The organism is Rhodococcus sp. RD6.2 (genome assembly GCF_001040705.1).
GTDB lineage: Bacteria > Actinomycetota > Actinomycetes > Mycobacteriales > Mycobacteriaceae > Rhodococcus_G.
The window spans coordinates 367,879-394,261 of the sequence record NZ_CVQP01000001.1; the positions used below are offsets into that span (position 1 = coordinate 367,879).

General features: G+C 68.6%; 23 protein-coding genes and 1 pseudogene. 17 read left to right on the plus strand and 7 right to left on the minus strand.

Going from position 1 to position 26,383, the window contains the following annotated elements:
- Positions 1 to 19: 19 nt before the first annotated feature.
- Entirely contained in the window at positions 20 to 646 is a 627-nt protein-coding gene (locus tag RHCRD62_RS01660) for a nucleoside triphosphate pyrophosphohydrolase (protein ID WP_084734068.1), read from the plus strand.
- A gap of 16 nt (positions 647 to 662) precedes the next feature.
- Here the strand turns inward: RHCRD62_RS01660 and RHCRD62_RS01665 are convergent, their stop codons facing one another.
- Complete coding sequence (locus RHCRD62_RS01665) at positions 663 to 1,550, minus strand: polysaccharide lyase family 20 protein (RefSeq protein WP_050062914.1); 888 nt, start codon at positions 1,548 to 1,550, stop codon at positions 663 to 665.
- Between the two features lie 125 nt (positions 1,551 to 1,675).
- Between RHCRD62_RS01665 and asnB the strand changes: the two genes are divergently transcribed.
- Complete coding sequence (asnB, locus tag RHCRD62_RS01670) at positions 1,676 to 3,520, plus strand: asparagine synthase (glutamine-hydrolyzing) (protein WP_050062915.1); 1,845 nt, start codon at positions 1,676 to 1,678, stop codon at positions 3,518 to 3,520.
- 43 nt (positions 3,521 to 3,563) lie between these two features.
- Here the strand turns inward: asnB and RHCRD62_RS01675 are convergent, their stop codons facing one another.
- On the minus strand, positions 3,564 to 4,916 hold the full coding sequence (locus RHCRD62_RS01675) for a glutamate-1-semialdehyde 2,1-aminomutase (RefSeq protein WP_050062916.1): 1,353 nt from the start codon (positions 4,914 to 4,916) through the stop codon (positions 3,564 to 3,566).
- A 278-nt stretch (positions 4,917 to 5,194) separates the two neighbouring features.
- Between RHCRD62_RS01675 and RHCRD62_RS01680 the strand changes: the two genes are divergently transcribed.
- The 13 genes from RHCRD62_RS01680 (at position 5,195) to RHCRD62_RS01740 (ending at position 22,101) form a co-directional block, all read left to right on the plus strand.
- Positions 5,195 to 6,562, plus strand: a complete 1,368-nt coding sequence (locus tag RHCRD62_RS01680; protein WP_050062917.1) for a polysaccharide pyruvyl transferase family protein — start codon at positions 5,195 to 5,197, stop codon at positions 6,560 to 6,562.
- A 38-nt stretch (positions 6,563 to 6,600) separates the two neighbouring features.
- Positions 6,601 to 8,097, plus strand: a complete 1,497-nt coding sequence (locus tag RHCRD62_RS01685) for a P-loop NTPase family protein (RefSeq protein ID WP_157050766.1) — start codon at positions 6,601 to 6,603, stop codon at positions 8,095 to 8,097.
- Positions 8,098 to 8,106: 9 nt separating this feature from the next.
- Positions 8,107 to 9,642 (plus strand): O-antigen ligase family protein, encoded by a 1,536-nt coding sequence (locus RHCRD62_RS26015; protein WP_050062919.1) that lies wholly within the window; start codon positions 8,107 to 8,109, stop codon positions 9,640 to 9,642.
- A complete protein-coding gene (locus RHCRD62_RS01695) occupies positions 9,639 to 10,712 on the plus strand; it encodes a glycosyltransferase family 4 protein (RefSeq protein WP_050062920.1) in 1,074 nt (357 codons plus the stop codon). Before RHCRD62_RS26015 ends, RHCRD62_RS01695 begins: the two co-directional genes overlap by 4 nt.
- Entirely contained in the window at positions 10,709 to 11,848 is a 1,140-nt protein-coding gene (locus RHCRD62_RS01700; protein ID WP_084734011.1) for a glycosyltransferase, read from the plus strand. The genes RHCRD62_RS01695 and RHCRD62_RS01700 overlap by 4 nt, the downstream gene beginning before the upstream one ends.
- On the plus strand, positions 11,845 to 13,056 hold the full coding sequence (locus RHCRD62_RS01705; RefSeq protein WP_050062921.1) for a glycosyltransferase family 4 protein: 1,212 nt from the start codon (positions 11,845 to 11,847) through the stop codon (positions 13,054 to 13,056). The genes RHCRD62_RS01700 and RHCRD62_RS01705 overlap by 4 nt, the downstream gene beginning before the upstream one ends.
- On the plus strand, positions 13,053 to 15,218 hold the full coding sequence (locus RHCRD62_RS01710; RefSeq protein ID WP_157050768.1) for an alginate lyase family protein: 2,166 nt from the start codon (positions 13,053 to 13,055) through the stop codon (positions 15,216 to 15,218). The genes RHCRD62_RS01705 and RHCRD62_RS01710 overlap by 4 nt, the downstream gene beginning before the upstream one ends.
- 3 nt (positions 15,219 to 15,221) lie before the next feature.
- Positions 15,222 to 16,310 carry a glycosyltransferase family 2 protein gene (locus tag RHCRD62_RS01715; RefSeq protein WP_084734012.1) on the plus strand — a complete coding sequence of 363 codons (1,089 nt, stop codon included), beginning with the start codon at positions 15,222 to 15,224 and terminating at the stop codon, positions 16,308 to 16,310.
- Positions 16,311 to 16,319: 9 nt separating this feature from the next.
- The gene (locus RHCRD62_RS01720) at positions 16,320 to 17,501 is read left to right on the plus strand and encodes a glycosyltransferase family 4 protein (RefSeq protein WP_050062922.1); all 1,182 of its coding nucleotides are present in this window, start codon (positions 16,320 to 16,322) and stop codon (positions 17,499 to 17,501) included.
- Positions 17,498 to 18,475 carry an NAD-dependent epimerase/dehydratase family protein gene (locus tag RHCRD62_RS01725; protein ID WP_050062923.1) on the plus strand — a complete coding sequence of 326 codons (978 nt, stop codon included), beginning with the start codon at positions 17,498 to 17,500 and terminating at the stop codon, positions 18,473 to 18,475. Before RHCRD62_RS01720 ends, RHCRD62_RS01725 begins: the two co-directional genes overlap by 4 nt.
- 156 nt (positions 18,476 to 18,631) lie before the next feature.
- Positions 18,632 to 20,008: a nucleotide sugar dehydrogenase gene (locus RHCRD62_RS01730; protein ID WP_050063416.1), complete on the plus strand. Its 1,377-nt coding sequence runs from the start codon at positions 18,632 to 18,634 to the stop codon at positions 20,006 to 20,008.
- On the plus strand, positions 20,005 to 21,537 hold the full coding sequence (locus tag RHCRD62_RS01735; protein WP_253277147.1) for an oligosaccharide flippase family protein: 1,533 nt from the start codon (positions 20,005 to 20,007) through the stop codon (positions 21,535 to 21,537). The genes RHCRD62_RS01730 and RHCRD62_RS01735 overlap by 4 nt, the downstream gene beginning before the upstream one ends.
- Complete coding sequence (locus tag RHCRD62_RS01740; protein WP_253277148.1) at positions 21,538 to 22,101, plus strand: YdcF family protein; 564 nt, start codon at positions 21,538 to 21,540, stop codon at positions 22,099 to 22,101.
- Here RHCRD62_RS01740 and RHCRD62_RS01745 read toward each other — a convergent pair.
- Positions 22,068 to 22,862 carry an NAD(P)-binding class I SAM-dependent methyltransferase gene (locus RHCRD62_RS01745; RefSeq protein WP_367379632.1) on the minus strand — a complete coding sequence of 265 codons (795 nt, stop codon included), beginning with the start codon at positions 22,860 to 22,862 and terminating at the stop codon, positions 22,068 to 22,070. The two genes, RHCRD62_RS01740 and RHCRD62_RS01745, sit on opposite strands and share 34 nt — an antisense overlap.
- Here RHCRD62_RS01745 and RHCRD62_RS26690 point away from each other — a divergent pair.
- Complete coding sequence (locus tag RHCRD62_RS26690) at positions 22,842 to 23,162, plus strand: hypothetical protein (RefSeq protein ID WP_367379633.1); 321 nt, start codon at positions 22,842 to 22,844, stop codon at positions 23,160 to 23,162. The two genes, RHCRD62_RS01745 and RHCRD62_RS26690, sit on opposite strands and share 21 nt — an antisense overlap.
- On the opposite strand, the pseudogene RHCRD62_RS26695 reads toward RHCRD62_RS26690, so the two are convergent.
- A pseudogene (locus RHCRD62_RS26695) lies at positions 23,151 to 23,264 on the minus strand (transferase); the annotation flags it as partial. The gene RHCRD62_RS26690 and the pseudogene RHCRD62_RS26695 overlap by 12 nt on opposite strands.
- A 59-nt stretch (positions 23,265 to 23,323) precedes the next feature.
- Between RHCRD62_RS26695 and RHCRD62_RS01750 the strand changes: the two are divergent.
- Positions 23,324 to 23,866, plus strand: coding sequence for a dTDP-4-dehydrorhamnose 3,5-epimerase family protein (locus RHCRD62_RS01750; protein WP_050063419.1), 543 nt, complete (start codon positions 23,324 to 23,326; stop codon positions 23,864 to 23,866).
- Positions 23,867 to 23,876: 10 nt separating this feature from the next.
- Here RHCRD62_RS01750 and RHCRD62_RS01755 read toward each other — a convergent pair whose 3' ends face one another.
- The 3 genes from RHCRD62_RS01755 to RHCRD62_RS01765 are packed head-to-tail and all read right to left on the minus strand — an operon-like array spanning position 23,877 to position 26,357.
- Entirely contained in the window at positions 23,877 to 24,917 is a 1,041-nt protein-coding gene (locus RHCRD62_RS01755; RefSeq protein WP_050062924.1) for an NAD-dependent epimerase/dehydratase family protein, read from the minus strand.
- Position 24,918: 1 nt separating this feature from the next.
- Entirely contained in the window at positions 24,919 to 25,566 is a 648-nt protein-coding gene (locus RHCRD62_RS01760; protein ID WP_050062925.1) for a PIG-L deacetylase family protein, read from the minus strand.
- A complete protein-coding gene (locus RHCRD62_RS01765; RefSeq protein WP_050062926.1) occupies positions 25,563 to 26,357 on the minus strand; it encodes a glycosyltransferase family protein in 795 nt (264 codons plus the stop codon). Before RHCRD62_RS01765 ends, RHCRD62_RS01760 begins: the two co-directional genes overlap by 4 nt.
- Positions 26,358 to 26,383: the final 26 nt, after the last annotated feature.

Below are 26,383 nucleotides of genomic sequence, written 5' to 3' on the forward strand. Positions count from 1 at the left end.
CGTCGAGGCCGCCGAGGTGATGGACCGACTGTGGTCGTACGGAGGCTGGGAGGTCACCCAGACGCACGACTCGCTGCGCCGGTATCTCCTCGAGGAGACGTACGAGCTGCTCGACGCGATCGAGGAGGGCGACCCGGTCGGCCTGCGCGAGGAGCTCGGCGATCTGCTGCTGCAGGTGCTCTTCCATTCCCGGATCGCGCAGGAGTCGGCCACCGACCCGTTCACCGTCGACGACGTGGCGCGCGGCCTGGTCGACAAGCTCGCCCTGCGAAGCCCGCACCTCACCAACGGCCACACCGGACCGATCGACGTCGCCGAGCAGGAACGGGCCTGGGAGGTCGCGAAGGCGGCCGAGAAGGCGCGCGCCTCCTGTCTGGACGGTATTGCCATGGCGCAGCCTGCGCTTGCGTTGGCGGAGAAGGTGATCGAGAGGGCGACGAAGGCCGGTTTTCCCGTGGAGTTGATTCCCGACGAGCTTCGCGTCGTCCGGATCGTCGTGGGTGACAACCCGGAGGACTCCCTTCGCAAGGCCGTGATGGCGTTCGCCGCCCGGATCAGGAGGGCGGAAACACGCAGCCGGGCAGCAGGTTCCGATGTTGCGAACATGGGGTCCGGTGACTGGCATCGGGTCTGGCGCGAGGGCTGACGGCGACCGGCGGTGCCTACAGTCCTCCGAGAGTCGATTCCGTTCGTGCGACGGTGAATCCGTCGTGGTACACGACTCCCGCTCCAGTGACGTTGCGGTCTCGGTAGTAGCCTTGCTTGAAATAGGTGGGGCCGGCGCCCGGCACCAAAGTGCGCGCATAGCATCGGGTTTGCCCGGGGCATGGTGACCCGGTGAATGTCTGCTGGACTCCGTCGTGCCACAGTTCGACGAACCCGATCCGGTCATCGGTCGACCACTTGATGTGGACCTTGATGTCCTGCCAGGTGCCCTGCGCGAGCCCGGTCGTCCACGGAGCATAGTCCTCGATGAACTGGCCCGGAGCCGTCTGGGCGTTGATCCGGAGTCCCCACTGTCCGTCGCCCACGTCGACGTACATCCCGATCGGCGGCGAACCGTCGACGTCGCTGTGCCACTGCGCCACCAGTCCCCAACCCTGGCTGGCGTGATCGGTGGGGAAAGTCGTGCTGAACTCGGTGCTCCACTGGTACCACCGGTCGTCGCCCTCGTTGCCTCCGGTCTCCGGTGGGCCCTGCACCTCGGCCCGCTCACCACCGGGGACGGTGGTGGGCACATCGCCGTCGCGGACCTCGAAGCGTGCGGCGAACATGCCTTGGCGTCGGACCTCGCTCTGGACTTGAAGGCTGTAGTGCGAGCCGCCGTAGTCGCGACACGACTCGTTGACCGCCACCGACTGGCAGATCTCCCACTGATCGAGGTTCCCCGTCTCGTAGTCGCCGGTGAAAAGTGCGCTCGGCTCGGCGGTCGACGGGGCGAGAGACACCAGGATGGCCACCGCAACGGCAGACGACATTGCAAGCGGGCGCAGGTATTTGGCGCACCGCGTCGCGACGCGCTTCTCCGGCTCGATTCCCTTCCGGTTCAAGTTCGGCCTCCATGGACGTGCGGCCGCATCCGTGGTTTCACGCTACGCTGGTTGTGCTTCGATCGGAACCGGGTTCGGCTCGGCTCGGCTCGGACGTGGAACCCGGGGACGGCAGAGGGAACCCGATGTGCGGGATAGCGGGCGTGCGACGGTTCGACGGTGTACCGATCGAACCTCGACTGCTCGCCGAGATGTCACGTTGCCTGCACCACCGGGGCCCTGATGCTTGCGGAACCTGGTCGGTGGGGTCGGTCGGGCTCGCCCACACGAGGTTGTCCATCATCGATCTCGCGGGGTCTGCGCAGCCGATGGCAGGCTCCGACGGACGTACTCACCTCGTGTTCAACGGCGAGATCCTGAACTACAGGCAACTGAGGGCGAGTCTGCGCTATCCGTTCCGCACTCGCGGCGACACCGAGGTTCTCCTCGCGCTTCACGATCGGTACGGGGCGGGTGGGGTGACACAACTTCGCGGACAGTTCGCCTACGCCCTCCACGATTCGCGGACAGACGAGACACACGTGGTGCGGGACCGCCTCGGCATCCTGCCTTTGTACTACTACCTCGATGACCGTGTGTTCGCGTTTGCGTCCGAGATCAAGGCGTTGTTCCCGGTGACGGGTGTGCCCAGGGTCGACGAGGCGAGCATGCACGACTACCTCGCGCACCGGACCGTGCCGTCGCCGCACACGTTCATCGAGCGAGTGCGCAAGGTGCCGGCGGGGCACCGACTGGTCGTGCGCGCCGACGGCACCGTCCGGGTGAGTCGATACTGGGATGTGGAGAACCACGCACCGCGGCGCATCGTGGCACCGGACGAGGCCGTACGACTTCTCGACAACACACTCACGGACGCGGTGCACGATGCGCTGGTCGCACATGTGCCGGTGGGCTGCTACCTCTCGGGTGGTGTCGACAGCAGCCTGATCGCCGCGATGGCCGCACGCGAGCACTCCGGCGGCAGGATGCACACGTTCGCGGCCGGGTTCGCCGACAATCCGAGAGACGAGACCCCCTGGTCTCGCAGGGTTGCGCGGGCAATCGGAAGCGAGCACCACGAGGTGATGGTGACGCCCGACGATTTTCTGGACACCTGGTCGAGACTGAGTTGGCACCGGGACGGGCCCCTGTCGGAGCCCGCCGACGTCGCGGTGTTCCGGCTGGCAGCTCTCGCGCGGCGGGAGGTGAAGGTTGTCCTGTCCGGCGAGGGGAGCGACGAATTGTTCGGCGGCTACCCAAAATACCGTCACGCCAGGGCAACGAAGTGGGCAGGTGTCCTGCCGGGCGCGCTGCTGCGGCGAATCGAACGGTCACTGCCCCCGGGAGGCGCACGCTTGGGCGTCGCGGTGCGTGCGCTGTCGGAACCGACGTACGCGGAACGGATGCGGGGCTGGTTCGCGCCCTTCACCTCCAGCGAGCGCGAGCGACTGCTCGGTCGTCCGGCCGCGCGGTCGGCTCCGGCGCCCTACCGAGACGGTCGGGGCGACCCGCTGCGCCGAATGCTCTACGCCGACATCCACACCTATCTCGCGGACAACCTGCTGGAGCGGGGTGACCGGATGTCGATGGCGGCGTCGCTGGAACTGCGCCCGCCGTTCCTCGATCATCGGGTGGTCGAGCTGGCGTTCGGTCTGCCCAGCGACGTCAAGGTTCGCGGGACGACCATGAAGTGGGTCGTCAAGGAGGTGGCCCGGCGCTACGTCGATCCGGAGGTGGTCGACCGTCGGAAAGTGGGCTTCACCGTGCCGATGGACGTGTGGTTTCGCGGCGGGCTCGCCGACATGGCGTTCGATCTGCTCACGGACTCGTCGTCGTTCGTCGGCACACACTTCGACCGGACCGGGATACGCCGGTTGCTGACGGACCACGCGTCGGGCGCGCGCAATGAGCAAGTACGCATCTGGACCCTGCTGTCCCTGGAGGTGTGGCACCGCGAACTGGTCAGTCGGTCGATCGGCCACCGCATCTGAAGGGCACACCGGTGCTGTGGCGCGCGGGTATGCGCGTGGGGGGTCACGATCGATCGAGGATTCGGCGCGGTTCGGTGAACCGCCGGATCGTGGGGGCAACCGGGCGTCCGGACAGCAGGCCCTCGACCGAACCCCTGTCGATGGCGCGGCGGTACACCGTGAGCGCATCGCGGACGGCGTCGATCGTCCGTGCGATGTCGGAGTCTGCGTGGGCGGCCGAGATCACGAACGACTGGCCGAGGATGCCGCGTCTGAGCAGTTCTTGGAGGAACAGGGTGCGGTACGCCTGCGACGGCTGTCCGTCGGGGCCGCAGGTGACGAACACCGCGCACGAGGGCCGCCCGACGACTCGCAGGTACTCGCCGACATCCGCGTCCACGGCTGCGGCCGTGACACCGGCGGCCAGCAGTTGGCCGGCGCGCTCCATCCGCCCGATCGGGTCTTCGGTCTCGTAGGCCCGCACGACCGCGAGAAAGGCTGCCAGCGAGCCGGATTCGGGACCGAAGGTGGTGGACAGCAGGAACACTCGTTCCCGGTCGGTGCGTAGTCCTCCCAGTTCCATCAGCTCTCGACGGCCGGCGAGTGCCGCGATCGGGAAGCCGTTACCCATGGCCTTGCCCCAGCAGGACAGATCGGGCCGTACGCCGTAAAGAAATTGCGCGCCATGCTCCGACCACCGGAAACCGGTGATCGTCTCGTCGAAGATCAGGACCGTTCCGTGCTGGTCGCAGAGGTCCCGGACCGCCTCGAGAAAGCCGGGTTCGGGCTCCGCGGTGGTGGTCGCGGCCTCCAGGATCACGCACGCGACATCACCCTCGCCCAGAACGGTGGCCAGTGATCCGATGTCGTTGAACCTGAACCGCACGGTGAGAGTCGAGCTCTGGAGCGGAATTCCGCTGCGCATCGGTGTTGCGCCGATGAACCAATCGTCGACGGAGAAGAACGGCTGGTCGCATACCGCGACACGTCTACGGCCCGTAGCGGCGCGGGCCAGTCGGACCGCGGCGGTGGTGGTGTCGGAGCCGTTCTTGGCGAACTTCACCATGTCGGCGCCGGGGACCAGTCGAAGGAACTCCTCGGCGGCTCGCAACTCCATGATCGTCGGGCGGCTGAAGTTCACTCCGTCTCGGATGGTTTGCGACACTGCGTCGACGACGGGTCGGTACCCGTGGCCCAGGGTGACGGACCGGAGCCCCATGCCGTACTCGACGTATTCGTTACCGTCGACGTCCCAGACGTGGCAGCCGTGACCGTGCTCGAGCACCGGAGCCATCTGTTCCGGGTACTGGTCGGATCCGCGCGCGTAGGTATGCGCTCCTCCGGGAATCAACTCGTGTAGCCGTGCTTGAATCTCGTTGGAGCGGGCAAAGATCGGATCCCCAGGTGGTGATGGCATGGGAGTCTTCCGTGGAGTTTGTCGGCAGCCACTGGTGCCGTCAGCATACGTCGACCTGCGTGCGTGGACAGCGGAGTCGGGGTCGAATGATGTGGCGACGCCGTGCGAACTCGGCCGACAGGGCGGAAAACCGCGATCGGGACCGGTGGCGATGCGGTATCTTTCCAAGTGGAGTCGGGCCTCGCGGCCGACCGGTGGCGGGACTGGCTGATTCGGCTCGCACCAGATCGTGCGTGACGAGTCGCCGATGTCCGGCGGGCTCTCGTGATGGGTTCACAATGGCGAACAACGGTTCCGGCACTGCCTCGCACGCCGATGTACGGGTTCTGGTCGAGAACGCCGAGTACTGGTTGAACAACCGCGGCGACCTCGCGATGATGGACGTGACCGTCGAGCGCCTGCGGGCCCGCTGGCCGCATGCGCGTGTCGGCATCCCGACCTACCGGCCCGCCCTGCTGCGGGCGCTCCTCCCGACCGCGGAGCCGATCTCCGGTCGGGCGGGATCGTGGGCGCGTGAACACAGGCTGCGTGTGCCGGAAGTCGCAGGCCCGCGCCTCGTCGGGCCCGTGGCTGCGGGATGGCACGGGGTGACGGTACGACCGCGTCGGCACGTGCACGACGTTCGTGCTGCGGTTCGGGCACGTGTGCACAGCGGCCGTCGGGAGGCCCGCGGCGCGACCGCAGCGGCCGACGCGACGCCTCCCACGACCCGGGTGCCGATCGCGGTGCAGAGTGCGTCGTTGGTCCTGGCGCTGGGTGGGGGCTATCTGACGGACGGTGACCCCTACCAGGCGTACCGGACGTTGAATCTTCTGGAACATGCCGATTCCCTGGGTATCCCGACAGCCATGGTGGGGCAGGGGATCGGTCCGCTGGACGATCCGGCGTTGCTGGCGAGGGCAGGCGAGGTGCTTCCCCGGATCGGCTTCATCGGCGTGCGGGAACGCCGCAGGAGCGTCGGGCTGCTGGAGCGGCTCGGTGTCGGTTCGGACAAGGTGCTGGTGACAGGTGACGATGCCGTCGAGTTCGGATATCGACTGTCAGGAAAGGAGATCGGATCGGATATCGGTGTCTGTCTGCGGGTCGCCTCGTATACCGGTGTCGCAGAAGGGGTGCCGGACACGGTCGGTCGGGCGGTGCGGGACTTCGCCGGTTCGGTGAACGCAGCCCTGGTGCCGCTGATCATCTCCGAGGAGGATGCGGAGGATCGCCGATCCACGCTTCCGATGGTGCACGGGTTCGCGCGCTCTCGTGAACCGGTCCCACGATTCGGTACCGCGCACGATGTCGCGGTACAGGTGTCACGTTGCCGGCTGGTGGTGACCGGCGCCTATCATGCCGCTGTTTTCGCGCTGTCGCAAGGTATTCCGGTGGTCGGCTTATCCGGATCACGGTTGTACGACGACAAGCTTCACGGGCTCGCGCAGCTCTTCGAGGGCGGAATGCGGGTCGTCAGGGTCGACAGTACTGATCTGGAATCGGCTCTCGCGGGAGCGATCACCGAGTTGTGGAACGCGGCCCCCCGACTTCGTGACGGTCTGCGGGCGAGCGCGCGCGATCAGGTTGCCGCGAGTCGAGCGGGCTACGAGAGGGTTTTTCGACTCGTCGAGGCGGACCGACCCGAGGTGAGTGCCTTCAAGGCATGACGGAGCAGCCGAGAGGCGAATCGCGGAAGGAGGAGGGCATGCCCCTGAAGCGCCGGATCGAGCAGGTGCGACAGCGATGGTGGTTGGTCCTCGCCGTCACTCTGGTCGCCGTACTGGGCGCCCTGGTCTCCACTCTCGGGGCTGGCAACACCTACGTCGGGAAGTCGGCGATGATCGTGTCCTCGCCGGGTCGCTACCCCGAGCAGGATGCGGTGCTGGTCGGCGGATACGTCGCCTACTTCAACGACCCGGCCACGCAACAGCGGCTGCGCGCCACCGACCCGAACATCCCGGCGGACGCCACCTTCCAGGCTCGGGCCGCGGCTGCCAGTCCGATCTTGATCATCGAAGCAACCGCGCCCGATTCGGGCGATGCACAGTCGGCGGCAGCGCTGATGGCGGCGGCGCTTCGTGAGGACGTCAACGCCGTACGCAGCTCCGGCAATCAGGAAGCGGTCAAGGCACTGACAGAACAACTCGACGCCATGCGGTCCCGGGAACCGGGGAACGTGCCGGACCCGGCTGTCACCGCACTCCAGGACCGGATCAACACCACGCAGTACGACACCACCAACATGCTCCAGGACCTGCAGGCCGAGGCAGGGGTGGTGGCGAGTTCGCCGAAGACCGCCTTCGACCTGCTCGCCGCGACAGCGGGTGGTCTGGTGCTCGGGGTGCTCGCCGCTCTCGGAGTCGCCGCCCTGTCCACCCGGCTCGCGACAGCCGACGACGTCCGGGAGAAGGCCGGGATCGAACCGCTCGCAGAGATACCCCACGGCGGATCGGACTCACGAACCCGGCTGCACGAGAACGGAGTTCGACAGATTGTCAACACGATCAGCAGAGCGGACCTCCCTCGGCCCGCGGTGGTCGCTGTCACCGCCCCCGCCAGCGGTGGCGCAGCGGACATCCTGGTCCGGGACCTGGCCGAGGCCGCGGCGTTGCGGGGCGAGCGGGTGATCGTCGTGCAGGCCCGGGCGTCCGACGCCGGGGAAGCCGGTGAGTCACACCGCATCGGATTCGCGGACCTGATCCTCGACGATCGCCTCGCGGTCGCGACCGCACTGCTGGAGGACGGCCTTCCGAATGTGACACTGCTGCCCTACGGGACACCGCGGACGGCGCTTCCCGACGTTCTGACCCACGCGAAGATCGAGCGGGTTCTTCGGGAGTTGCGTGCACTGGCCGACCTCGTGATCGTCGAGAGCCCCCGGGCCACCGACTCGGCGGAGGCGAACCTGCTGTGCGCGGCATCGGATCGCGTGATTCTGGTCCTGCGGAAGAACGTTGCACGGGCCGACGAAACGAAGGAGGCGACCCGGTCACTGACCGACTCCGGTGCCACCGTTCTCGGCGCGGTCCTGGTGGAGGAATCGCGCAGCCGGCGCCCTCGATCGACGACGAGCGGGACGCGCCGGACCCGGAAGTCGACCCCGGCGCATCCGGCAGGGTCCCACAACGAGGGTGAGCGCCGGTCACCCGGCGCGTCGGCGGTGGACGCGGCCGCCCCGGGTTCCGGCGACGATCACGGCTGAAGGACGGCCATGACGACGCCGCGAGAGCGCGTGCAGGTGCGCCGACCGCCCGACGAACGTGACCCGGGCCGACCGTCCCGGGTCCTGCCGGCTCTGGTGATCGGGGCATCGGTTCCCGTTGCAGTGGTCGCGTCGGCAGTCGTGCGCCGCGTCGTCGGCGGGAACTTCGCACATCTCGTCGTTCTGGGTGCGGCGTGTGCGGTGATCGGGCTGCTGGCACTGCGCAGTCCGGTGTTCGCTGCCGTCGTCCTGCTCGTCGCCACGTTTCTCCGCGTCGCGCTTCCCCCGATCCTCCCGGTCGACGTCTTCCTGGTCGCGTTCGCCGCAATGGTCGCCTCGACCGCGCTGTGGATGCGGCGCAGTGACGACCGTCTCCGTGGCGTCGGGGCGCTCGAGTGGTTGATGGGGTTGTACCTGCTGTGGAACGTGTATTCGATGATCGCACCGCACGCCTACCCCGCGGTAGCACCGCTGACGGGATCGTCCTACTCGGTGTGGCGGTTCATCCTGTCGGGAACGCTGATCCCGTTCTCCATGTACGTCGTCGGCCGGTTCACCTTCGAGGCCAGATCGGCGGCGCGTCTCCTGCTCTGGGTGATCGTGGCGCTCGCCGGCTACTCCGCTCTCGTGAGCGTGCTGCAGTTCACGGGCCCGAGCGGACTCGTGTGGCCGCGTTACATCGTGGAGTCTCCCAACTGGCCCACACGGGCCGTCGGTGTCTTCAATCAGCCGGTGGTCAACGGGTTCGTGCTGACGCTCGGCTTCGCCGTGACCATGCTGTTGATCGCCGAACGTCGTCAGCCTCCGTGGCGGCGAATCGTGCTCCTCGCGGTCGCCGTGGGCTGCGGTGCAGGCATCTACCTGACGCACACGAGGGCGGCCTGGCTCGGGGGCGCGGTGGTGCTGGTGCTCGGTGTCGTTCTCGCCAAGGGATTCCGGACAGGGTTCGTGGTGTCGAGCGGTCTCGTCGCCGGGACGGTGCTCCTCAATTGGTCGGTGTTCTCGAGTAACGACCGTGCCGCTGGTGGAGTTGGGTCGGTGGGCGAAGTCGAGGACCGCCTCAATGCCGCGCAGACCGCGCTGTGGGCTGCTCGACACGAGCCCCTGACGGGGTGGGGAATAGCGCGGTTCCAGGCGGTCAACACCTACCACCACCAGCAATGGGCGCCCGATGTGCCGTGGGTGCGAGGTTATGGAATCGTCGCGCACCAGAACGAACTCGGAATCCTGAGCGAGCTGGGGTTGACCGGCCTCGTGTTGTGGATCGCGGTACTCGGCGCCACGCTCTACCGGTTGGTCGATGCCTACCGCACGTTGCCGATCGACGACCTGTGCGGCAAACCGTTGGCGGTCGTGGCGATCATTGCCTTCGCCCTTCTGATCGTGACCGGGTTCACCGTGGACATGCGGTTCATCGACTTCCCGGGCGCGGTGGTGTTTCTGTTCGTCGGGGTCGTGGTGGGCCGAGCTCAGCGGTCTCGGCGACCCTGCCTCGAGCAGGCGGACGACGCGGTGCCCGTCCCCGATCCGCAGCAGACGGGGTGACGACTGTGCGCCGTGCGCTCTGGGCTTCGACCAGTCCCGCCACCCGCGGCGGGGTGGCAACGTACGTGCGGACGATGCAGGACACCCCGCTGTGGCACACCTGGCACATTCACCATGTCACCACGCACCGGGACGGTTCGGCCGTTGCGAAGGTCGAGACCTTCGCCGTGGGGGCGATCCGGTTCGTCGTCGAACTGATCAGGCACCGGCCGGACGTCGTCCATCTGCACTCGAGTGCGGGAGCGAGCTTCGTCAGGAAGGCGATTCTGCTCTGGACCTCCTGGCTGGCCCGGGTCCCGGTCGTCATGCACATGCACGGCTCCGACTTCGTGGCCTTCCACGACGGGTCTCCGCGACCGGTCCGGTGGGTGATCCGGGGGACGCTGCGTCGTGCACGGGCGGTGGTCGCGCTCGGCGACGGGTGGTCGCTCCAGCTGCGCCGCATCGCTCCGGGGGCACGAATCGTGGTTGTTCCCAACGCTCTCCGATCCGCAGATCGGGTCCGGCAACCCGGCCCCGGTGAGCCGGTGCGGGTGGTGTTTCTCGGCAGGATGGGAGAACGCAAGGGCACCTTCCGGTTGCTTGCTGCGTGGGAACGCATGCGCGCGGACGCCGCGCCGGCTCGCGCGGCGGTGCTGACCGTCGCGGGGGACGGGGAGGTCGACCGGGCCCGCCGGTGGGTGGACGACCACGGGCTCGGTGCATCCGTCGACGTCCGGCCGTGGCTGTCGGCGCGCGAGGTGGCGGCGTTGCTCGACGATGCGCAGGTCCTGGTGCTTCCCTCGCGCACCGAAGGGCAGCCGATGGCGATTCTCGAGGCGATGGCCCGCGGCATGTGTGTCGTGGCCGCACCGGTCGGTGGCATCCCCGACATGATCGGCGACGGTTGCGGTGTGCTGGTGCCAGCCGACGACGTGGACGCGCTCAGTACCGCCCTCCGCAAGGTTGTCGAGGACGAGCGCACCCGTGCCGGATTGGGCGACGCAGCGCGGGAACGGTTCGCCCGCACATTCGACGTCGACGTGGTGTGGCGCAGCATCGACTCTCTCTACCGGGAGGTGCAGCGGTGAACGGGCCGGTGCGAGTGCTCTTCGTGGTTCCCGACCTGCGGATCGGGGGTGCGGAGCGGCATGTGACGACGCTGGCACCCCGGATGGATTCGCGGCGATTCGAGCCCGCCATAGTGTGTATCGGCCAGGAGGGGAAACTGTTCGGCACGCTGGTCGCTGCCGGTGTCCCGGCGATCGCCCTGCACTGCACCAAGCGTCAGGCGGGCCGGGCGCTGTGGCTGTTGATCGGGCAAATGCATCGGTGGCGGCCCGATGTCGTCATCGTGCGCGGATACAGCGCGGAGGTGCTCGGCCGGGTCGCTGCCCGACTCACCGGCGTGCCGTGCGTGGTGATGTGGGTACACAACATCGGTGACATCCCGCCCCGCGGTCGCGTCCGCGCGTGGACGGACCGCGTACTCGGCCGCTGGACCGACCGGTACTTCGGGGTGGCAGCGGCGCAGCTTCCGTATCTGGTCGCGGACCTTCGATATCCGCCGGAGCGAATCCGGATCATCCACAACGGCGTCGACGTGCCGTCCTTCGCGGCGACGTCGGACCGCACCGCTGCGACGGAGCTCGGAGTCGATGCGAGCGCGCCGGTGGTCGGGACGCTCGCGGCTCTGCGGCCGGAGAAGGACCACGTGACACTGCTGCGGGCCGCGCGGCTGGTGGTCGATCGCATCCCCGCGACCGTGTTCCTGATCGTCGGCGACGGTCCGATGCGGCCACGACTCGAACAGCTGACCACCGATCTCGGGCTGGGGCCGAACGTGCGCTTCACCGGCAGCCGCGACGACGTGGCCCGGGTACTGCGCGCGATCGACGTCTTCGTACTCAGCTCGGCGACGGTCGAGTGCCTGCCGATCGCGCTGCTCGAGGCCATGGCGGCGGGCCGGCCCGCCGTGTGCACCTCTGTCGGCGGGGTACCGGAACTGGTGGCGGACGGCCGCACCGGCCACCTGGTTCCCACCAGAGACCCAGAAGCTCTTGCCGGGCAGGTCGTGTCGTTGCTGACCGACCCGCTCACCGCGAAGCGGATGGGGGGAGCCGCGCGTGCGCGGGCGGAGTCACTGTTCGGTCTGGACCGCAGTGTCGCGCAGACGGAGCAGGCGATTGCGGAACTGGTCGCCGAGTCAGGGAGGGGCGGTGGATGAATCGGCACATCGTGATACTCGTCGAGAATCTGTCGGTGCCGTTCGACAGGCGGGTGTGGCAGGAGAGCTGCGCGCTCGTCGACGCCGGGTATCGAGTCACCGTCATCTGTCCCGTCGGAACCGCGCAGGACGGCTCCTTCGAGGAGTGGATCGACGGTGTCCACATCCTGCGATACCCGCTGCGCGCAGCGGCCGGGGGTCCCGCCGGATACCTGCGCGAATACGGCCTGGCGCTGTGGCATTCACTGCGACTGGCGGTCCGCGTGCGTCGACAGGGGAGGGTCGACGTCGTCCAGGCGTGCAACCCTCCCGACCTGCTGTTCCTGATCGCGCTCGCACTGCGGCCGTGGGGTACGCGTTTCGTGTTCGACCACCACGACCTGGTTCCCGAGCTGTTCCTGTCGAGGTTCGCCGGCCGCGGGATGCTGCTGTACCGGCTCAGCCTGCTGCTGGAGCGGCTGACCTTCGCGGCGGCCGACGCAGTCATCGCCACGAACGAGAGCTATCGGCGCGTGGCGATCGGCCGGGGCCGTGTGCCCCCGGACCGGGTGACGGTGGTGCGCAGCGCGCCAGACCTGAACCGGTTCGTGCGCAGTCCGGCCGATCCCGGATTGCGTCGCGGAAAGCCGTACCTGGTGGCCTATCTCGGGGTGATGGGCCCGCAGGACGGTGTCGACCATGCTCTGCGCGCGCTGCAGCGACTGCGGGCGGATCTCGGACGCGAGGACGTGCACGCGATCTTCATGGGCGCCGGTGACGCCTTCGACGATCTGGTGGCACTGAGCGAACAGCTCGGGCTCGCCGACATGGTCGAGTTCCCGGGCCGGGTGCCCGACGAGTACGTCGTCCGGTGCCTGTCGACCGCCGACGTGTGTCTGTCCCCGGACCCGCTCAACCCGCTCAACGACGTCTCCACCATGAACAAGGTCGTCGAGTACATGGCGATGGCACGTCCCGTGGTGTCGTTCGACCTCGTCGAGGCACGGGTGTCGGCCGGCGACGCGGCCCTGTACGCCGCACCCAACGACGAGGCGGCCTTCGCTGCAGCGGTCGACGAACTGCTCGACGATCCGGAGCGGCGGTCCCGGATGGGACAGGCGGGCCGCGCCCGGGTGGAGCAGGGACTCTCCTGGACGGAGTCCCGGCGGGCGCTGCTCGGGTTCTACCGACAGGTATTCGACGAGATGGAGGGAGCTGGACGCGGGTGACCCGGACGGACTGGTATCTGAGGCGAGCCCTCGCGATGACTCCGCGCGAGATCGTCTGGCGTGTCGGCCGGGCCGGGCGGGACCTCGTCAGGGCGGACCGGGTGGCCGGGTGGGCGCGCGACCGTGGGCCCGATGCCGGCGTGCAGGACTGGGATGGCGTCCTGCAGCGCTTCAGAGCGGGGGACGGCCGCCCGGTGCTGCTGGATCGGGTGCGTGCCGAGAGAATCGGCGCGCAGTGTCCGGACGGGGTGGCTGCCGTGGTGGACCGGGCCGATCGCATCCTGGCGGGTGAGGTCCGCTACTTCGGATACCCGGTGGCCCACCTGGGTAGCCCGATCGACTGGAGTCTCGACCCGCTGACCGGTCGCCGCTGGCCGGCGATCGCGGCCACCCGGATAGACCACCGCACCGCCTCCGCAGACCCGAAGTGGATCTGGGAACTGAACCGCCTGCAGCATGTGCCGTGGCTGGCTCAGGCATGGCTGTTCACCGGTGACGAGCGGTACGCCGAAGCGGCCTTCGCGCATCTGGACTCCTGGATCGAGCAGAACCCCGTCGGTGTCGGCATCGCCTGGCGGGGCGCTTTCGAGTCCGGTCTCCGGGCGGTCTCCGTCGCGGTCGCCCTGCAGGGGCTGCGGGACTGCAAGGCGCTGTCCCCGGCCCGATTTCGGCGGGTGGTCGAGATGCTCGACACCAGTGCCCGCTACTGCTGGCGGGGCCGTTCGCGGTTCACCTCCGCCAACAATCACGTGATCGGCGAGCTGACCGGGGTCGTGTGTGTCACGGCGCTGCTTCCCGAACTTCGGGCCGCGGACACGCTGTGCGAGCGGGCCATCCACACCTTGTCGGTCGAGGCGGACCTGCAGATCCTGCCGGACGGCATGGGCGCCGAACAGTCGGTCTGCTATCACATCTTCACCGCGGAGGCGCTCACGCTGGTCGCTGCCGTCACCGCGCTCCGGCGTCGCCCGGTGCCCGCGCCGATCACGGCGGCGATCGACCGCAGCGCCCAGTTCCTCGCGGCAGTCGTCGGTGCCGGAGACCCACAACCACGCTACGGCGACGACGACGGGTCGTTCGTCCTGCGGCTCGGTGCGGAATCAGAACGCACGGTGCGTGACCACCTCGGAATCGTCGCGGCCGTCACTGGCAGCCCCGAGGCGCGATGGGCCGGTCGCGCCACGCTGTCGTCGGCCTGGCTGGGTGCCGCGCTCGCGGACTCCGATGCGCAGGCCCGTGTGGCCGGTCGCCGACCGCCGGCCGGCCACTCGGCGCCGGGTTTCTACGCCCGCGACGGAGGCCTCGTGGTGCTCCGTGCCGGTGCGCGCCGGGTGACGATGGACGTCGGGCCGCTGGGATACCTCACGACCGCTGCGCACGGCCACGCCGACGCGCTGGCGGTGACGCTCGCTTCGGGCGGGCGTGAGCTGATCGGCGACCCCGGGACTGGCAGCTACTACGGCGACCCGGCCCAGCGTTCGGCGCACCGCGGCACCGCTGCGCATCCGACGGTCTGTGTCGACGACTCCGACCAGTCCGTCATGGGTGGTGCGTTCCTGTGGACGCGGCATGCCCGCGTCACCGTGCATGCGGTGGATCTCGGTCGCGGGATCGTCGACGCCGAGCACGACGGGTACCGCCGTCTCGACGATTCGGTCCGCCACCGCAGATGGCTCGTCGCCCCGGGTGACGGCGGCACGATCGCGGTGGTCGACCTGATCCGCGGCCGGGCCCGGCACCGGGTCCGGGTCGGCTGGCCGCTGCACCCGTCGCTGGCGGCGACGGTCACCGGGTGCGGTCACACCGCGGCGCGGGGCGCGGTTCCCGTCCTGCAGGTCGAGTACGCGGCGACGGCGCCGTTCACCACACAGCAGCTGTGCGGCGACGACCGGTCGCGGCTCGGCTGGTGGTCGGACCGGCTCGAGAGCTGGACGCCGTCGTGGCTCGTCGGGGTGGAGTGTGCCGCGCGCCTGCCCGTCGCCGTCCTCACACTGTTGCGCCCGCTCGGGGACACGGCTGCGCGCCCGGTCACCGCCGCGCGGATCGAGTGGTCCGATTCGGGGTCGCTCGTCGCGAGCTGGTCGGAGTCGGGTTTCGGCCACCGCGTCACTGTCGACTGCGTGCGCGGCGGGGCGGTCGTCGCCGAGCGGATCGGTGGGTGAGGCATGTCCCGTAGCGATGCTCGACCGCTGATCAGCTTCCTCACCACCGCCTGGCGCACCGAACGGTATGTCGGCGAGTCGATCGGGTCGGTCCTCGACCAGACCAGGGGGGACTGGGAATTGATCGTTGTGGACAACGGTCGTTCGGACGAGATCGCACGAATCGTGGAGGACGCGGCGCGAGATCCGCGGATCACCTTGGTACGCCAGGACAATGCCGGCTACGGCGGTGGCGTGTCGACCGCAGCGCTGCATGCCCGAGGCCGCTACTTCTGCGTGCTCGACAGCGACGACCTCGTGGCGCCGGAGTTCTGCGCGCGGATCGGTGCGATCGTCGACGGTGATCCCGGTGTCGACGCGGTGGGCTGCGACGCCGAGTTGTTCCCCGATCCGGACGACGGGCAGCGGGCACTGGGCTATTTCGACTCGATCGGACGCAGGCGCCGGCCGGACCCGGCGCGGCGAGTGACCCTCGACGAGATGTTCCGTGAGGGAGTGCCCTTCTACTGCGGCGCAATCCGTCGCGAGGCGTGGGCCGCTCACCGCGGGTACCGGCCGGGGATGATCGGTGTGGAACCCGACGTGGTGTTGTGGTTACGTCTCGTCGCCGGGGGAGGGAACGTGCGACTCCTCCCGGACCGGCTGGCGCGGTGCCGGGTGCGTGGTGACTCGCTGTCGCACGATCCGTCGACCGTCGCGGCGTTCGAACAACGGTTGCAGCATTCGTTCGTCGCGGTGGCGGAGGAGGCGGGCCGCGTCGATCTCGCGCAGGTGTGGGCGGGGATGCTGCGTCGGCTGCGCTACACACAGGCGCTCGGCCGGGCACGGTCCGCTTTGCTGGGTGCCGACGTCACGACCGCGCGGGCGGAGGCATCGGTGGCAGTGCGGTGCCACCCGACGGTTCGGGCGATCGCGGTCTTCGTTGGGGTGTGGCTGTGCCCGGCCGGTCTGCGGCGGATGCACCCCGTCAAGGCCCGGGTGTCCGCATGGGTGGGTCGCACCATGCGTCGCTACGAGAAGAGATGGAAGAGAACACGTTTCGTCCGGATTCGGGGCGTACGCGGCTCAGCGGGCGGCGCCAGGCGGCGGTGAGGAGACGTCATGGGGATTCGTGTGCTGATGATCGGGGCGTACCCCCGCGAGGCCGGTGTCGTCGTCGGCGGCATCGAATCGGTGACGAGCACGCTCGTACCGGCGTTGGGCGCGCACTCGGCCGTCGACCGTGTGACCGTCCTGTGCTTCCGCAACGACGGCGGCCCGGCGGCCTACCGCAGCGACGGTGACTCCGTCGAGATCTACCACTTGCGTGGGCAGAAACGACTGCGGACCGTCACCGGTTCGTTCCTCGACGTGCGGAGGGCGCGTCGACTGGCCGCGCGGCTGGCGCCGGACGTCGTGCACGGTCAGGAGATCGGCTGGTTCGGCGACGTCGCGGTCAGGTGCGGCCCGTGCAGCGTGGTGACCGTGCACGGGCTCCCCCATGTGGAGATCCGCCTCGCTGCTCGACATCGGTTTCGAGACCGGCTCCGCACGCGGCCCGTCACTCGCATGGTCACGCGGGTGCTGCGCCGGGCCCGGGTGGTCATCTCCATCTCGGGGTACGACCGGCGGGAACTCGCGGGACTGATCCGCGGGGTCTGTGTCGGGATCCCCAACCCGATCGCGCGCGAGTTCTTCGACCTGGCTGCGTCTGGGCCGACCGAGCCGAGACTGCTGTTCGCCGGGGTGCTGTCGCCGCGTAAGAACCCGGAGGGCATGTTGCGGGCGTTCGCGCTCGCCCGTCGGGCGGTTCCCGCGGCGCGCCTGACCCTGATGGGGCCGCATCCGGACCGCGACTACGCGCGCGAGGTCTTGGAGCTCGCCCGCCGGCTGGGGGTGTCCGGCTCCGTCGACGTCACCGGTCTGGTGGACGACGAGCGGATGCGCCACGAGCTGGCGCGGGCACGGGCCGTCGTGTTGTTCTCGTGGGAGGAAACAGCACCGACGATCATCGCTCAGGCGATGGCCGCGAGCACACCGGTTGTCGCGTCCCGCGTCGGAGGCGTCGCGGAGATGGTGCGTGACGGTGACAGCGGTTTCGTGGTGGAGCCGGGGGACGTGGCGGCGCTGGCGCAGCGCATGATCGTGCTGCTGACCGATCAGGACCTCTGCTCGAGGATGGGCGAGTCCGGTCACGCGGCCGCGCTCGATCGGTTCGAGCCGGGTGCCGTCGCCGACCGGACCGTCGAAGCGTACCGGCAGGCCCTGGCTGGGAGCCGCAGTACGCAGGGGGAATCGTGGTGACCGGCGCAGCGCGGCCGTTCGACTGGCGCGGCAGGCCCGTCCTGGTGACGGGGGGTGCCGGGTTCATCGGGTCACATCTGGTCGAACTGCTCGCCGGGGCGGGCGCGCAGGTTACTGTCCTCGACAACCTGGCCTCCGGTTCGCCGGCGAACCTCGCGGCCGTCGCCGACCGTGTCGCACTGGACGAACGGGACGTCCGCACCGTCGACTGGGCCGACTACCTCACCGCGCATCCCTGCGACGTCCTGTTCCATCTGGCCGCGAACGCATACGTGCCACCGTCGGTCGAATCACCTTCGTACGACTGTGAGTTGAACTTCGCGACGACGTTCCGTCTGCTCGACGCGCTGCGGGGGACGGGCTGGCCCGGCCGCATGGTCTTCGCCTCCTCGGCGGCCGTATACGGAAACGCGCTGCGCAGTCCGATCACCGAAGAGGACCCGACGGTGCCCATCTCGCCGTATGGCGTCGGGAAGCTGGCCGCGGAACGCTATCTGGCGGTGTACAGCCGGCTGTACGGGCTGAACCTCGCTTCTCTTCGGTTCTTCTCCGCGTACGGGCCGCGGCAGCGCAAGCAGGTGGTCTTCGACTTGTTGAGCAAGATGAGCCGAGATCGCGAGCGCCTGTTCATACACGGCGACGGGACTCAGGTACGTGACTTCCTGTACGTCACCGATGCAGCCCGATCGGCAATGATGGTCGCGGCCTGCGGTGCGCTCCGCGGGGAGGCGTACAACGTCGGCGCGGGAACCCAGTGCAGCATTGACGAATTGGCGCGGCTGCTCTGCGAGATCACCGCGCTCAGTCCGACGTTCGAGTACAGCGGGGTGAATCGCCCCGGTGATCCGGAGAAGCTCGTGGTGGACATCCGGCGCCTGTCATCGCTCGGATACCGGCCCCAGGTCGACCTCGCTCACGGCCTGGCGCGGGTGGTCGCGTGGTTCGGAGAGGTCACGGGCGAGACCTGGCGGTGACGACCGTCGAGCGGATGCGAATCCGACGAGATCTGCGGTGGAAGTCTCTCGAAACTCCAAAACGGGGATAGAGTATGTAAGGAAGCATTTGAATGACCACACAGTTTAGTATTGGTTTACTTTTCAGCCCCTCGGTCTGGGAGTGATGTGAGTCTGATGGCAGATACCGATTCGGGTGGCGCGATCGGCTCCCGCCGATCATCGGTGAGCGTGTTCGGTCTCGGGTACGTCGGCTGTGTGTCGGTGGCCTGCCTGGCGGCGTTGGGGCATCGCGTCGTCGGGGTGGACGTGAACCCGGCGAAGACCGCGTTCCTGCGGCGGGGAGAGTCCCCGGTTGTCGAGGAGAGAATCGGGGATCTCGTCGCCGAGGGTGTGCGCGCGGGACTGCTCACCGTCGGCGACGCCGGGGCCGCCGTGCTCGGCACGGACGTCACCCTGGTCTGCGTCGGCACTCCGTCGGCACCGGGCGGTGGGCTGTCGACGCTCCACCTCGAGCGGGTGACCGACGAGCTCGGCGCCGCGCTCGCGGTCAAGGACGACTACCACACCGTCGCCTATCGGAGCACCATGATCCCGGGAACCTGTGCAGAACAGCTGATTCCGCGCCTGGAAAGAGTATCGGGCAAGCGTGTGGGAGTGGATTTCGGAGTCTGCGTCAACCCGGAGTTCCTCCGGGAGGGCAGCAGCGTGACGGACTTCTTCGACCCGCCGAAGGTCGTGGTCGGCGCGTCCGACGGGCGAGCCGCCGCCGCTGTCGAGAATCTGTACGAGGGCCTGGGCGGTCCGCGATTCCGGGTGCCCGTCGAGGTCGCCGAGATGATCAAGTACGTCGACAACAGCTTCCATGCACTGAAGGTGGACTTCGGCAACGAGATCGGTGCGATATGTGCGGCGCTGGGGGTCGACTCCCACGCCGTCATGGACGTCTTCCTCTCCGACACGAAGCTCAACATCAGCACCGCGTACCTGCGCCCGGGCTTCGCGTTCGGCGGATCGTGCCTCCCGAAGGACATCCGGGCGCTGATGCACACGGCCCGGGTGCACGACGTCGAGGTTCCGGTCCTGGCGAACGTCCTGGTCTCCAACGAGACACATCTGCGCCGGGCGCTGGACGCGGTGATCGCGACGAGGCGGCGCAGGATCGGTATCTTCGGACTCTCGTTCAAGTCCGGCACCGACGACCTGCGGGAGAGCCCGATGGTCGAGCTGGCGGAGCGGCTGCTCGGCAAAGGGTACGACGTGCGCATCTACGATGCTCACGTCGCGCTGTCGCGACTGGTCGGCGCCAACCGTGCCTACCTGGAGGAACTGCTGCCACACATCGGCGAGATCCTCACCGACGACGTGGAACTCGTCCTCGCCGAGTCGGACGTCCTGATCGCCGGGTCTGCCGAACCCGCGGTCGTCGCGGCGCTCGCGCGGGCCACGCCCCGTCACACTGTGGTGGACCTCGTCCGGTCCCCCGGGGCCCCGGACCACGGGCGCGGCGAGGATCGGGTGGTGGCCGAGGGGATCGGGGCCGGCCGTCGGTGAGGATCGACCACGCCCCCGACAGCGACGAGCGGCCCGTCGGACCGCTCGGCTCCCTCCTGCGGCGCGGTGCCGTGCTGTCCGCGTCCGGGCTCATGATCGTGCAGATCATCGCCTTCGTGCAGACGCTCGTTCTGGCGCGGCTGCTCGACCCGCAGGCCGTCGGCGTGTTCACCGCGGGCACGGTATTGACGTCCCTGCTCGCGGTCCTGACCCACGGCACCCTCGCGCAGGCACTGATTCAACGCGGACGCGACGTCGAGGACGCCGCCGTCACCGTGTTCTGGGCGTCCGCCGCCGCCGGTCTCGGCATGGGGCTGCTCATGCTGGCCGCGGCCCCGCTCCTCGGTCGCGTCTTTCACAACACCCAGGTCGCGGCGGTGGCCGCGGTGATGTCGGGAAGCATGCTGCTGATGTCCGTCACGACCGTGCCGGACGCATTGATGCAGAGGCGTTTCCAATTCACTCGCAGGGTCGTCGTCGACCCGGCGGTCGGGCTCGCCTACGCCGTCGGCGCGATCGTCCCTGCGGCGCTCGGCCTCGGGGTGTGGTCCATGGTGATCGGTTCCTACCTCTCGCTGGTGGTGTGGATCGTCGCGAGTTGGTGGTTGGCGCACTGGGTTCCGTGGCACGGCCGGTTCTCGGTCGGGCTGTGGCGGGAGATGGCGGTCTTCTCCTTCCCGCTGTTGCTGGACGGGGTGGCCGGCCGCCTGCAGGAGGCCGTCGGGTTGACGCTCGTCGGTCGCGAGCTCGACGAGAGTGCGCTCGGCGGCTACCGGTTCGGTCGGCGAATCGCCCTGCTCCCCGGCATGGCCGTCGTCCAGATCGGTTCGTACGTGCTGCTTCCGGCGTTCTCCCGGATCGCGTCCGACAGTCGTCGTTTGCGGGATGCCTTCGTCCGGGCACTGACCTGGATCTGGCTGGCGGCGGCTCCGACGGCCGCGGTGATGGCGGCGCTCGGCACACCCGCGGTGGTCCTGCTCCTCGGCGAGCCATGGCGCTCCGCTGGGATGGCCGCGGCGGCGATGGCCGGCCTCGGGCTCGGGGTCGCGATGACCGCCGTCAGTTCCGAAGCGCTGAAGGGCGCGGGCCGGTCGGGCCGGCTTAACTGGATGACCGGCGTGGGGCTGCTGACCGGCATTCCGCTGCTGCTCGTGCTGTTGCCGTTCGGCCTGACCGGCGTCGGCACCGCCGCGTCCGTGTCGGCGATCCTCGTCGGCGTCACCGGCCTCGTCGCGGCCGGGCCCATCGTCCGTGTGTCGGGCCGGGAGATGCTGAGGGTGCTGGTTCCCCCGCTCGTCGCCGCGTTGGTCGGCGTGCTGGTGATCGTGCCGGTGGAGCACTTCGTCGGGCACGCCGATCAGCGGTCGACACTGATCGGACTGTTCGTGATCACGGCGGAGAGTCTCGGCCTGCTCGCCGTCTACCTGCTGTCCCTGAGAGTGATCGCCCCCGCGACGGCGGCCCGGATCGGCGACGCCGCCCGCGCCCTCCGCTCCGGGGTTGGAGCCGGGCTGATGAGGGGCGCGTAGATGGTTCGGGAGGCGGGGACGGTCCGGCGGCGGTGGCTGCTGCCGTGTGCCTTCGTGTTGGTGCTGCTGGCGGCCGGTGTCGTCGGTGCCGGGGTCCCGGTGTACGTCCACCCGCGTGTCGACGCCCTCCGGCCCGTCGATGCGATCTTCGTGCTCGGAGGTCCGGGCTACGAGCGGTACGCGTACGGGCTGGATCTGGCGCGGCGCGGCCTGTCGGACTCGGTCGTCCTGTCGGATCCGTCGGCGGGGGAGGACGACTGGATCGCCGAGCAGTGCCGCACGCAGGACACCTTCGCCGTCGACTGTTTCGCTCCGCAACCGGCCACCACCCGGGGCGAGGCGGAGGAGCTCGGTCGACTGGCACGTGCCCGCGGCTGGCACAGCGTCATCGTCGTCACGAACATCGCGCACGTGTCGCGGGCACGGTTCATCGTGGAGCGGTGCTTCCCCGGTGACCTCGTCATGGCGGCGTATCCCGGCGGTCGAACGCTGCCTCGGATCGCCTGGCAGTACGTGTATCAGTCGGCGGGTTACGTGCGGGCCGCGCTCGATCCGGGCTGCTGAACACGGGTGGGTGGTGCGGGTGACTGTCCGTGTGGGTGGTGCGGGTGATTGTCCGGTGGGTGGCGCGGGTGGCTGTCGTCCGCCCAGTCGAGCACCCACCGGCCTTCCAGGTCGGGAAGCGCCTGCCGGACCTCCGGGAAGAGGTCGGGCAGCGTCAGCAGGACTCGGTCGGGCTGCGCTGCGACCAGCTCCGCCGGCGAGACGACGGGGATATCCGTGCCGGGCATGCGTCGGCCCTGTTTGGCCTCGGACGCGTCCGCGACCGCAGCGATCAGGCGCCGGTCGATGTCGGCGTGGTGCAGGAGTGCGACCGCCCGTGACGAGGCGCCGTAGGCATGCACGCGCACGCCGGCGTCGGCCGCTGATTCGAGCCAGGCGCGCAGCGATCGTGCCTGCCTGTCCGCTGACTCCTGAAGCTGCGCAACGACTGTCATGCTGTCGATCCGGAAGGCGCTTTCGGTGCGCAGAATCCGTCGGACGGTTGACGATGTGCCCTCGACGGGCGAGCGGGTGGCCACGACCAGGACGGTGCCGCCGTACAGCGGAAACTCCCATGCGGCCACGACGTGCATCCCGACCTGTGCCAGAAGTCGGATCAGTGCGGTCAGGGAGTAGTACGCGAAGTGCTTGTGCCGAAGGGCGTTCCACTGCTCTTGCCGCACGATCGTGTGCAGCGAATGGAATTGGATGAGAAGCGTGCCGTCGGGCGCCACCGCGGCGGCACGCTCCTCGAATGCGCCGTGCTGATCGGCCTCGTGCATGATTCCGAAACAGTCGATGACCACGTCGCCGGGTGTGCCACGCCCAGGGGCGCGCAAGCCGCGGTCGGTGAGCAGTGGGAGCCAGCTGCCGCCGTGAGGGCTCCCGAACTCGACAACGGTGTGGCCGACCAGCCAACCCTGTCCATCGAGGATTCGAACCGCTTCGTCGGCTTGGTCCCTCAGTGCCTGTGGTTCGATTCCGCGTGGCTCCTGGGCCGTCGTGTCGTCCTCGGCGAGCTGAGCCAGGCCGCAATCACGACACAGTTCCATCGCGAGCGGATGGCCGGCCTCGTCGGGTGAAACCGGCGTCGAGGCCAGTGGAAAATGATCCGCCGCCGGGACGTGGCCGAGGTCGAGGACCCGGTCGGTGTCATGGCATCCGCAGCCCCGGCAACGCATCATCGACCGCGGGGTCGATCGAATCGGCGGAATCCGGGACCGGAACGGTGGAGGATGAGTCCATGCGCGTCGAAGCCACCGACTTGGCAGATGTTCTCGTGTTCCGGCCCGAGCCCTTCAGAGATGATCGCGGGCTCTTCACTCGGACGTTCGACGCCCGGGACGCGGAGCTTGTGGGGATCCGCGGTGCAGACTTCGTCCAGGACTCCCAGTCCCGGTCGCTGCTCGGTGTCATCCGGGGTATGCACGGTCGTCGGGGGCGCGGCGAGGCGAAGTTGGTTCGGTGTGCACACGGTGCTGTGCACGATGTGCTGGTCGACATTCGCCCCGGATCTCCGACCTTCGGAGTCCATCGGGCCTTCACTCTCGACGACGTCGACTTCGTCTCCCTCTACGTCCCGCCCGGGTTCCTCCACGGATTCCAGGCGATCAGCCCGGTTGCCGACGTCTGCTATCGGATCGATCGGGAACACGACCCGACCGAGGACATCGCTGTGGCGCACGACGATCCGGACCTCCGTATCGCGTGGCCGCTGCCGGTGACGGCGATCAGCGCGCGTGACGCCGACGCCGGGTCGTGGGGTGACCTCGTGAGTCGCCTCTGAAGGTCCGCGGTCATGCATTTCGCACGCCGATCGGCCGTGGACGCAGGGAGTCGTCGACTCGTCCGTCCCAACGCAGGCGCTCGAGCCGAGTGAGCCGCGTGAACCTGGAATCGAAGTCGACCGCGCTCAGCCCCCACCGGCGGTACTGCCGGTACAACTCGACGGCTCCGTCGGCAATTGTCCACTTCGCCTCGAATCCACCCAACCCGGTTCGGATGGAGGAGAAGTCGACTCGGTACGAACGGGCGTCCGCGCCGGACTCTCCGGTGATGGTGACGGTCGAACCCGGCACCACCTCGGCAACGGCCGAGGCGATCTCTGCGACGGTGAGGTTGTTTTCTTCTGTGCCGACATTGAATGCGGAGCAGTGGATCCGATCGACCGGCGCGTCGAGTGCGCACGCGAAGGCGGCGGCGATGTCGCGAGCGTGGACGAGCGGTCGCCACGGCGTGCCGTCGGACAGCACGCGGACCTCGCCGGTCAGCAGTGCGAGACCCACCAGGTTGTTGAGCACGATGTCGGCGCGCAGTCGCGGCGAGAAACCGAAGGCGGTGGCGTTGCGCAGGAACACCGGTGAGAATCCGGAGTCGGCGAGGGATGCCACATCGTCCTCGACCCGGACCTTGCTCTCGGCGTACGGAGTCAGCGGGCGAAGCGAGGCCTGCTCGGTGACGAGTTCGTCGCCGGCCGCGCCGTACACGGAACAGGTGGATGCGTACAGGAATCGTTTTACCCCTGCATCTTTCGCAATTCTGGCCAACCGAACCGAGGCGTGGTGATTGATGTCGTAGGTGATTTCCGGGTCGAGTGAGCCGAGCGGATCGTTCGACAGTGCTGCGAGATGGATGACGGCATCGAACCCGGTCAGCTGGTTGGCCGCCACGTCGCGAAGGTCGACGGCGATCGTCGGAGGGTCGTCGGGTGCCGGACCGAGGACGCAGTCGGCGAACAGTCCGGTGTCGAGCCCGACGACGTGGTGCCCGGCGGCGCGGAGCACCGGCACCATGACCGTCCCGAGATAGCCCTGGTGACCGGTTACGAGGACTCGCATGTCACACCCCCTGGAACGTCAGAGTCGCTTTTTCGATCACGAAGGCCTCGGCGTACGGGTGGTGGCACTGCACTCCACGCAGTCGTGAGAGGCCGAGAAACGCGCGCTCGTCGAACCAGTCGTGGTCCGTCTGGGAGGGATAGTGCTTGAGCAGGATCCGGGCCTTCTCCTCGGCGACCTTGCTCGTGATCGGGTGAAACACCGTGGGGCGTGGGGTGTCGGTCTCCCATTTGAGGACCTCGTAGCCGAGTACCAGGTGATCTCGGAACACTGTCGGAACCAGTTCGGCGAGCAGTCGGTGGTCCTGGTGCGCGTCGTCGTGCTGGGGGGCGAACACCACATCGGGTGCGACGGTGCTGCGAAACGCCGCGAGCGCATTCTTGATCGGGTCCCAGTACGCGGGCGCGTGCCCGTCGGGCACGTCGAGCACCGTCACCTCGAGATCGGCGTCCGGGCACAGCGCGGCGAGCGCGTGTCGTTCCTCGATCTCACGCCCGGTGTCGGTTCCCGAGAGTACGAGGGCGCGTACCCGCAGTCCCGGGCGTGCGGTGGCGAGGGTGAGCAGGGTGCCGCCCGCGCCGATGGCGATGTCGTCGCAGTGCGCGCCGAGGGCGGCGACCTCGTCGACGCGTGCCCGGAGTCCGATCATGGGACCGGCATCGCTTCCGTGTCGGCCCAGAGCATCCACGGATGCTCGCCGCGGGCGAAACCGGCGTCCAACTCGGCCCGCTCCTTGAATGTGTCGGCGGGCTTCCAGAAACCCTCGTGCCGGTACCCGAACAGGCGGCCCTCACCCGCGAGGGCGCCGCAAACGTCCGCGACGAGATCGCCTCCGGGGGGAAGGAAGTCGAAGATCTCCTGGGTGAGCACGAAGTAGCCGCCGTTCTCCCAGATCGGGAACTGGCCGATCGGTGTCAACTGCTTGATCTCACCGTTCTCGGCCACGTCGACGCAGTGGAACGACGACTGCGGCGGCACCACGAGGAGCGAGGCGACCGCGCCCGACTGGTGGAATCGATCGATCACGAGGTCGAGTGGGGCGTCGGTGAGGACATCCGCGTAGTTGGCGAGGAAGCACCTGTCCCCGTTCAGATACCGGCGTACCCGGCGCAGTCGCTCACCGATCGACGACTCGAGTCCGGTGTCGGCGAAGGTGATCGACCAGTCGCTGATGTCGGTGTGCAGCAACTCGACCCGGTTGCCGTGGAGCACGAAATCGTTGGACTGCTCCTCGTGGTAGTCGAGGAAGTAGTCCTTGATCTTGGCGGCCCCGTATCCGAGGCAGAGGATGAACTCGGTGTGTCCGAAATGAGCGTAGTAGCGCATGATGTGCCACAACAACGGTCTGGGACCCACCATCTGCATCGGCTTGGGTATCTCGTCGTCACGAGTGCTTCTCATGCGCATCCCGTATCCGCCGCAGAACAGCACGACTTTCATGGTGTCCGCCCCTCTCTGGTGCCGAC

Excerpts from the sequence above, each read along its gene's own strand:
- RHCRD62_RS01675 (WP_050062916.1), bottom strand. The coding sequence starts at position 4,916 with ATGCCATCACCACCTGGGGATCCGATCTTTGCCCGCTCCAACGAGATT.
- asnB (WP_050062915.1), top strand. The coding sequence starts at position 1,676 with ATGTGCGGGATAGCGGGCGTGCGACGGTTCGACGGTGTACCGATCGAA.
- RHCRD62_RS01720 (WP_050062922.1), top strand. The coding sequence starts at position 16,320 with ATGGGGATTCGTGTGCTGATGATCGGGGCGTACCCCCGCGAGGCCGGT.
- RHCRD62_RS01660 (WP_084734068.1), top strand. The coding sequence starts at position 20 with ATGGACCGACTGTGGTCGTACGGAGGCTGGGAGGTCACCCAGACGCAC.
- RHCRD62_RS01705 (WP_050062921.1), top strand. The coding sequence starts at position 11,845 with ATGAATCGGCACATCGTGATACTCGTCGAGAATCTGTCGGTGCCGTTC.
- RHCRD62_RS01755 (WP_050062924.1), bottom strand. The coding sequence starts at position 24,917 with ATGCGAGTCCTCGTAACCGGTCACCAGGGCTATCTCGGGACGGTCATG.
- RHCRD62_RS26015 (WP_050062919.1), top strand. The coding sequence starts at position 8,107 with ATGACGACGCCGCGAGAGCGCGTGCAGGTGCGCCGACCGCCCGACGAA.
- RHCRD62_RS01715 (WP_084734012.1), top strand. The coding sequence starts at position 15,222 with ATGTCCCGTAGCGATGCTCGACCGCTGATCAGCTTCCTCACCACCGCC.
- RHCRD62_RS01740 (WP_253277148.1), top strand. The coding sequence starts at position 21,538 with ATGGTTCGGGAGGCGGGGACGGTCCGGCGGCGGTGGCTGCTGCCGTGT.
- RHCRD62_RS01750 (WP_050063419.1), top strand. The coding sequence starts at position 23,324 with ATGCGCGTCGAAGCCACCGACTTGGCAGATGTTCTCGTGTTCCGGCCC.
- RHCRD62_RS01730 (WP_050063416.1), top strand. The coding sequence starts at position 18,632 with ATGGCAGATACCGATTCGGGTGGCGCGATCGGCTCCCGCCGATCATCG.
- RHCRD62_RS01685 (WP_157050766.1), top strand. The coding sequence starts at position 6,601 with ATGCCCCTGAAGCGCCGGATCGAGCAGGTGCGACAGCGATGGTGGTTG.
- RHCRD62_RS01680 (WP_050062917.1), top strand. The coding sequence starts at position 5,195 with ATGGCGAACAACGGTTCCGGCACTGCCTCGCACGCCGATGTACGGGTT.
- RHCRD62_RS01765 (WP_050062926.1), bottom strand. The coding sequence starts at position 26,357 with ATGAAAGTCGTGCTGTTCTGCGGCGGATACGGGATGCGCATGAGAAGC.
- RHCRD62_RS01745 (WP_367379632.1), bottom strand. The coding sequence starts at position 22,862 with ATGCACGAGGCCGATCAGCACGGCGCATTCGAGGAGCGTGCCGCCGCG.
- RHCRD62_RS01760 (WP_050062925.1), bottom strand. The coding sequence starts at position 25,566 with ATGATCGGACTCCGGGCACGCGTCGACGAGGTCGCCGCCCTCGGCGCG.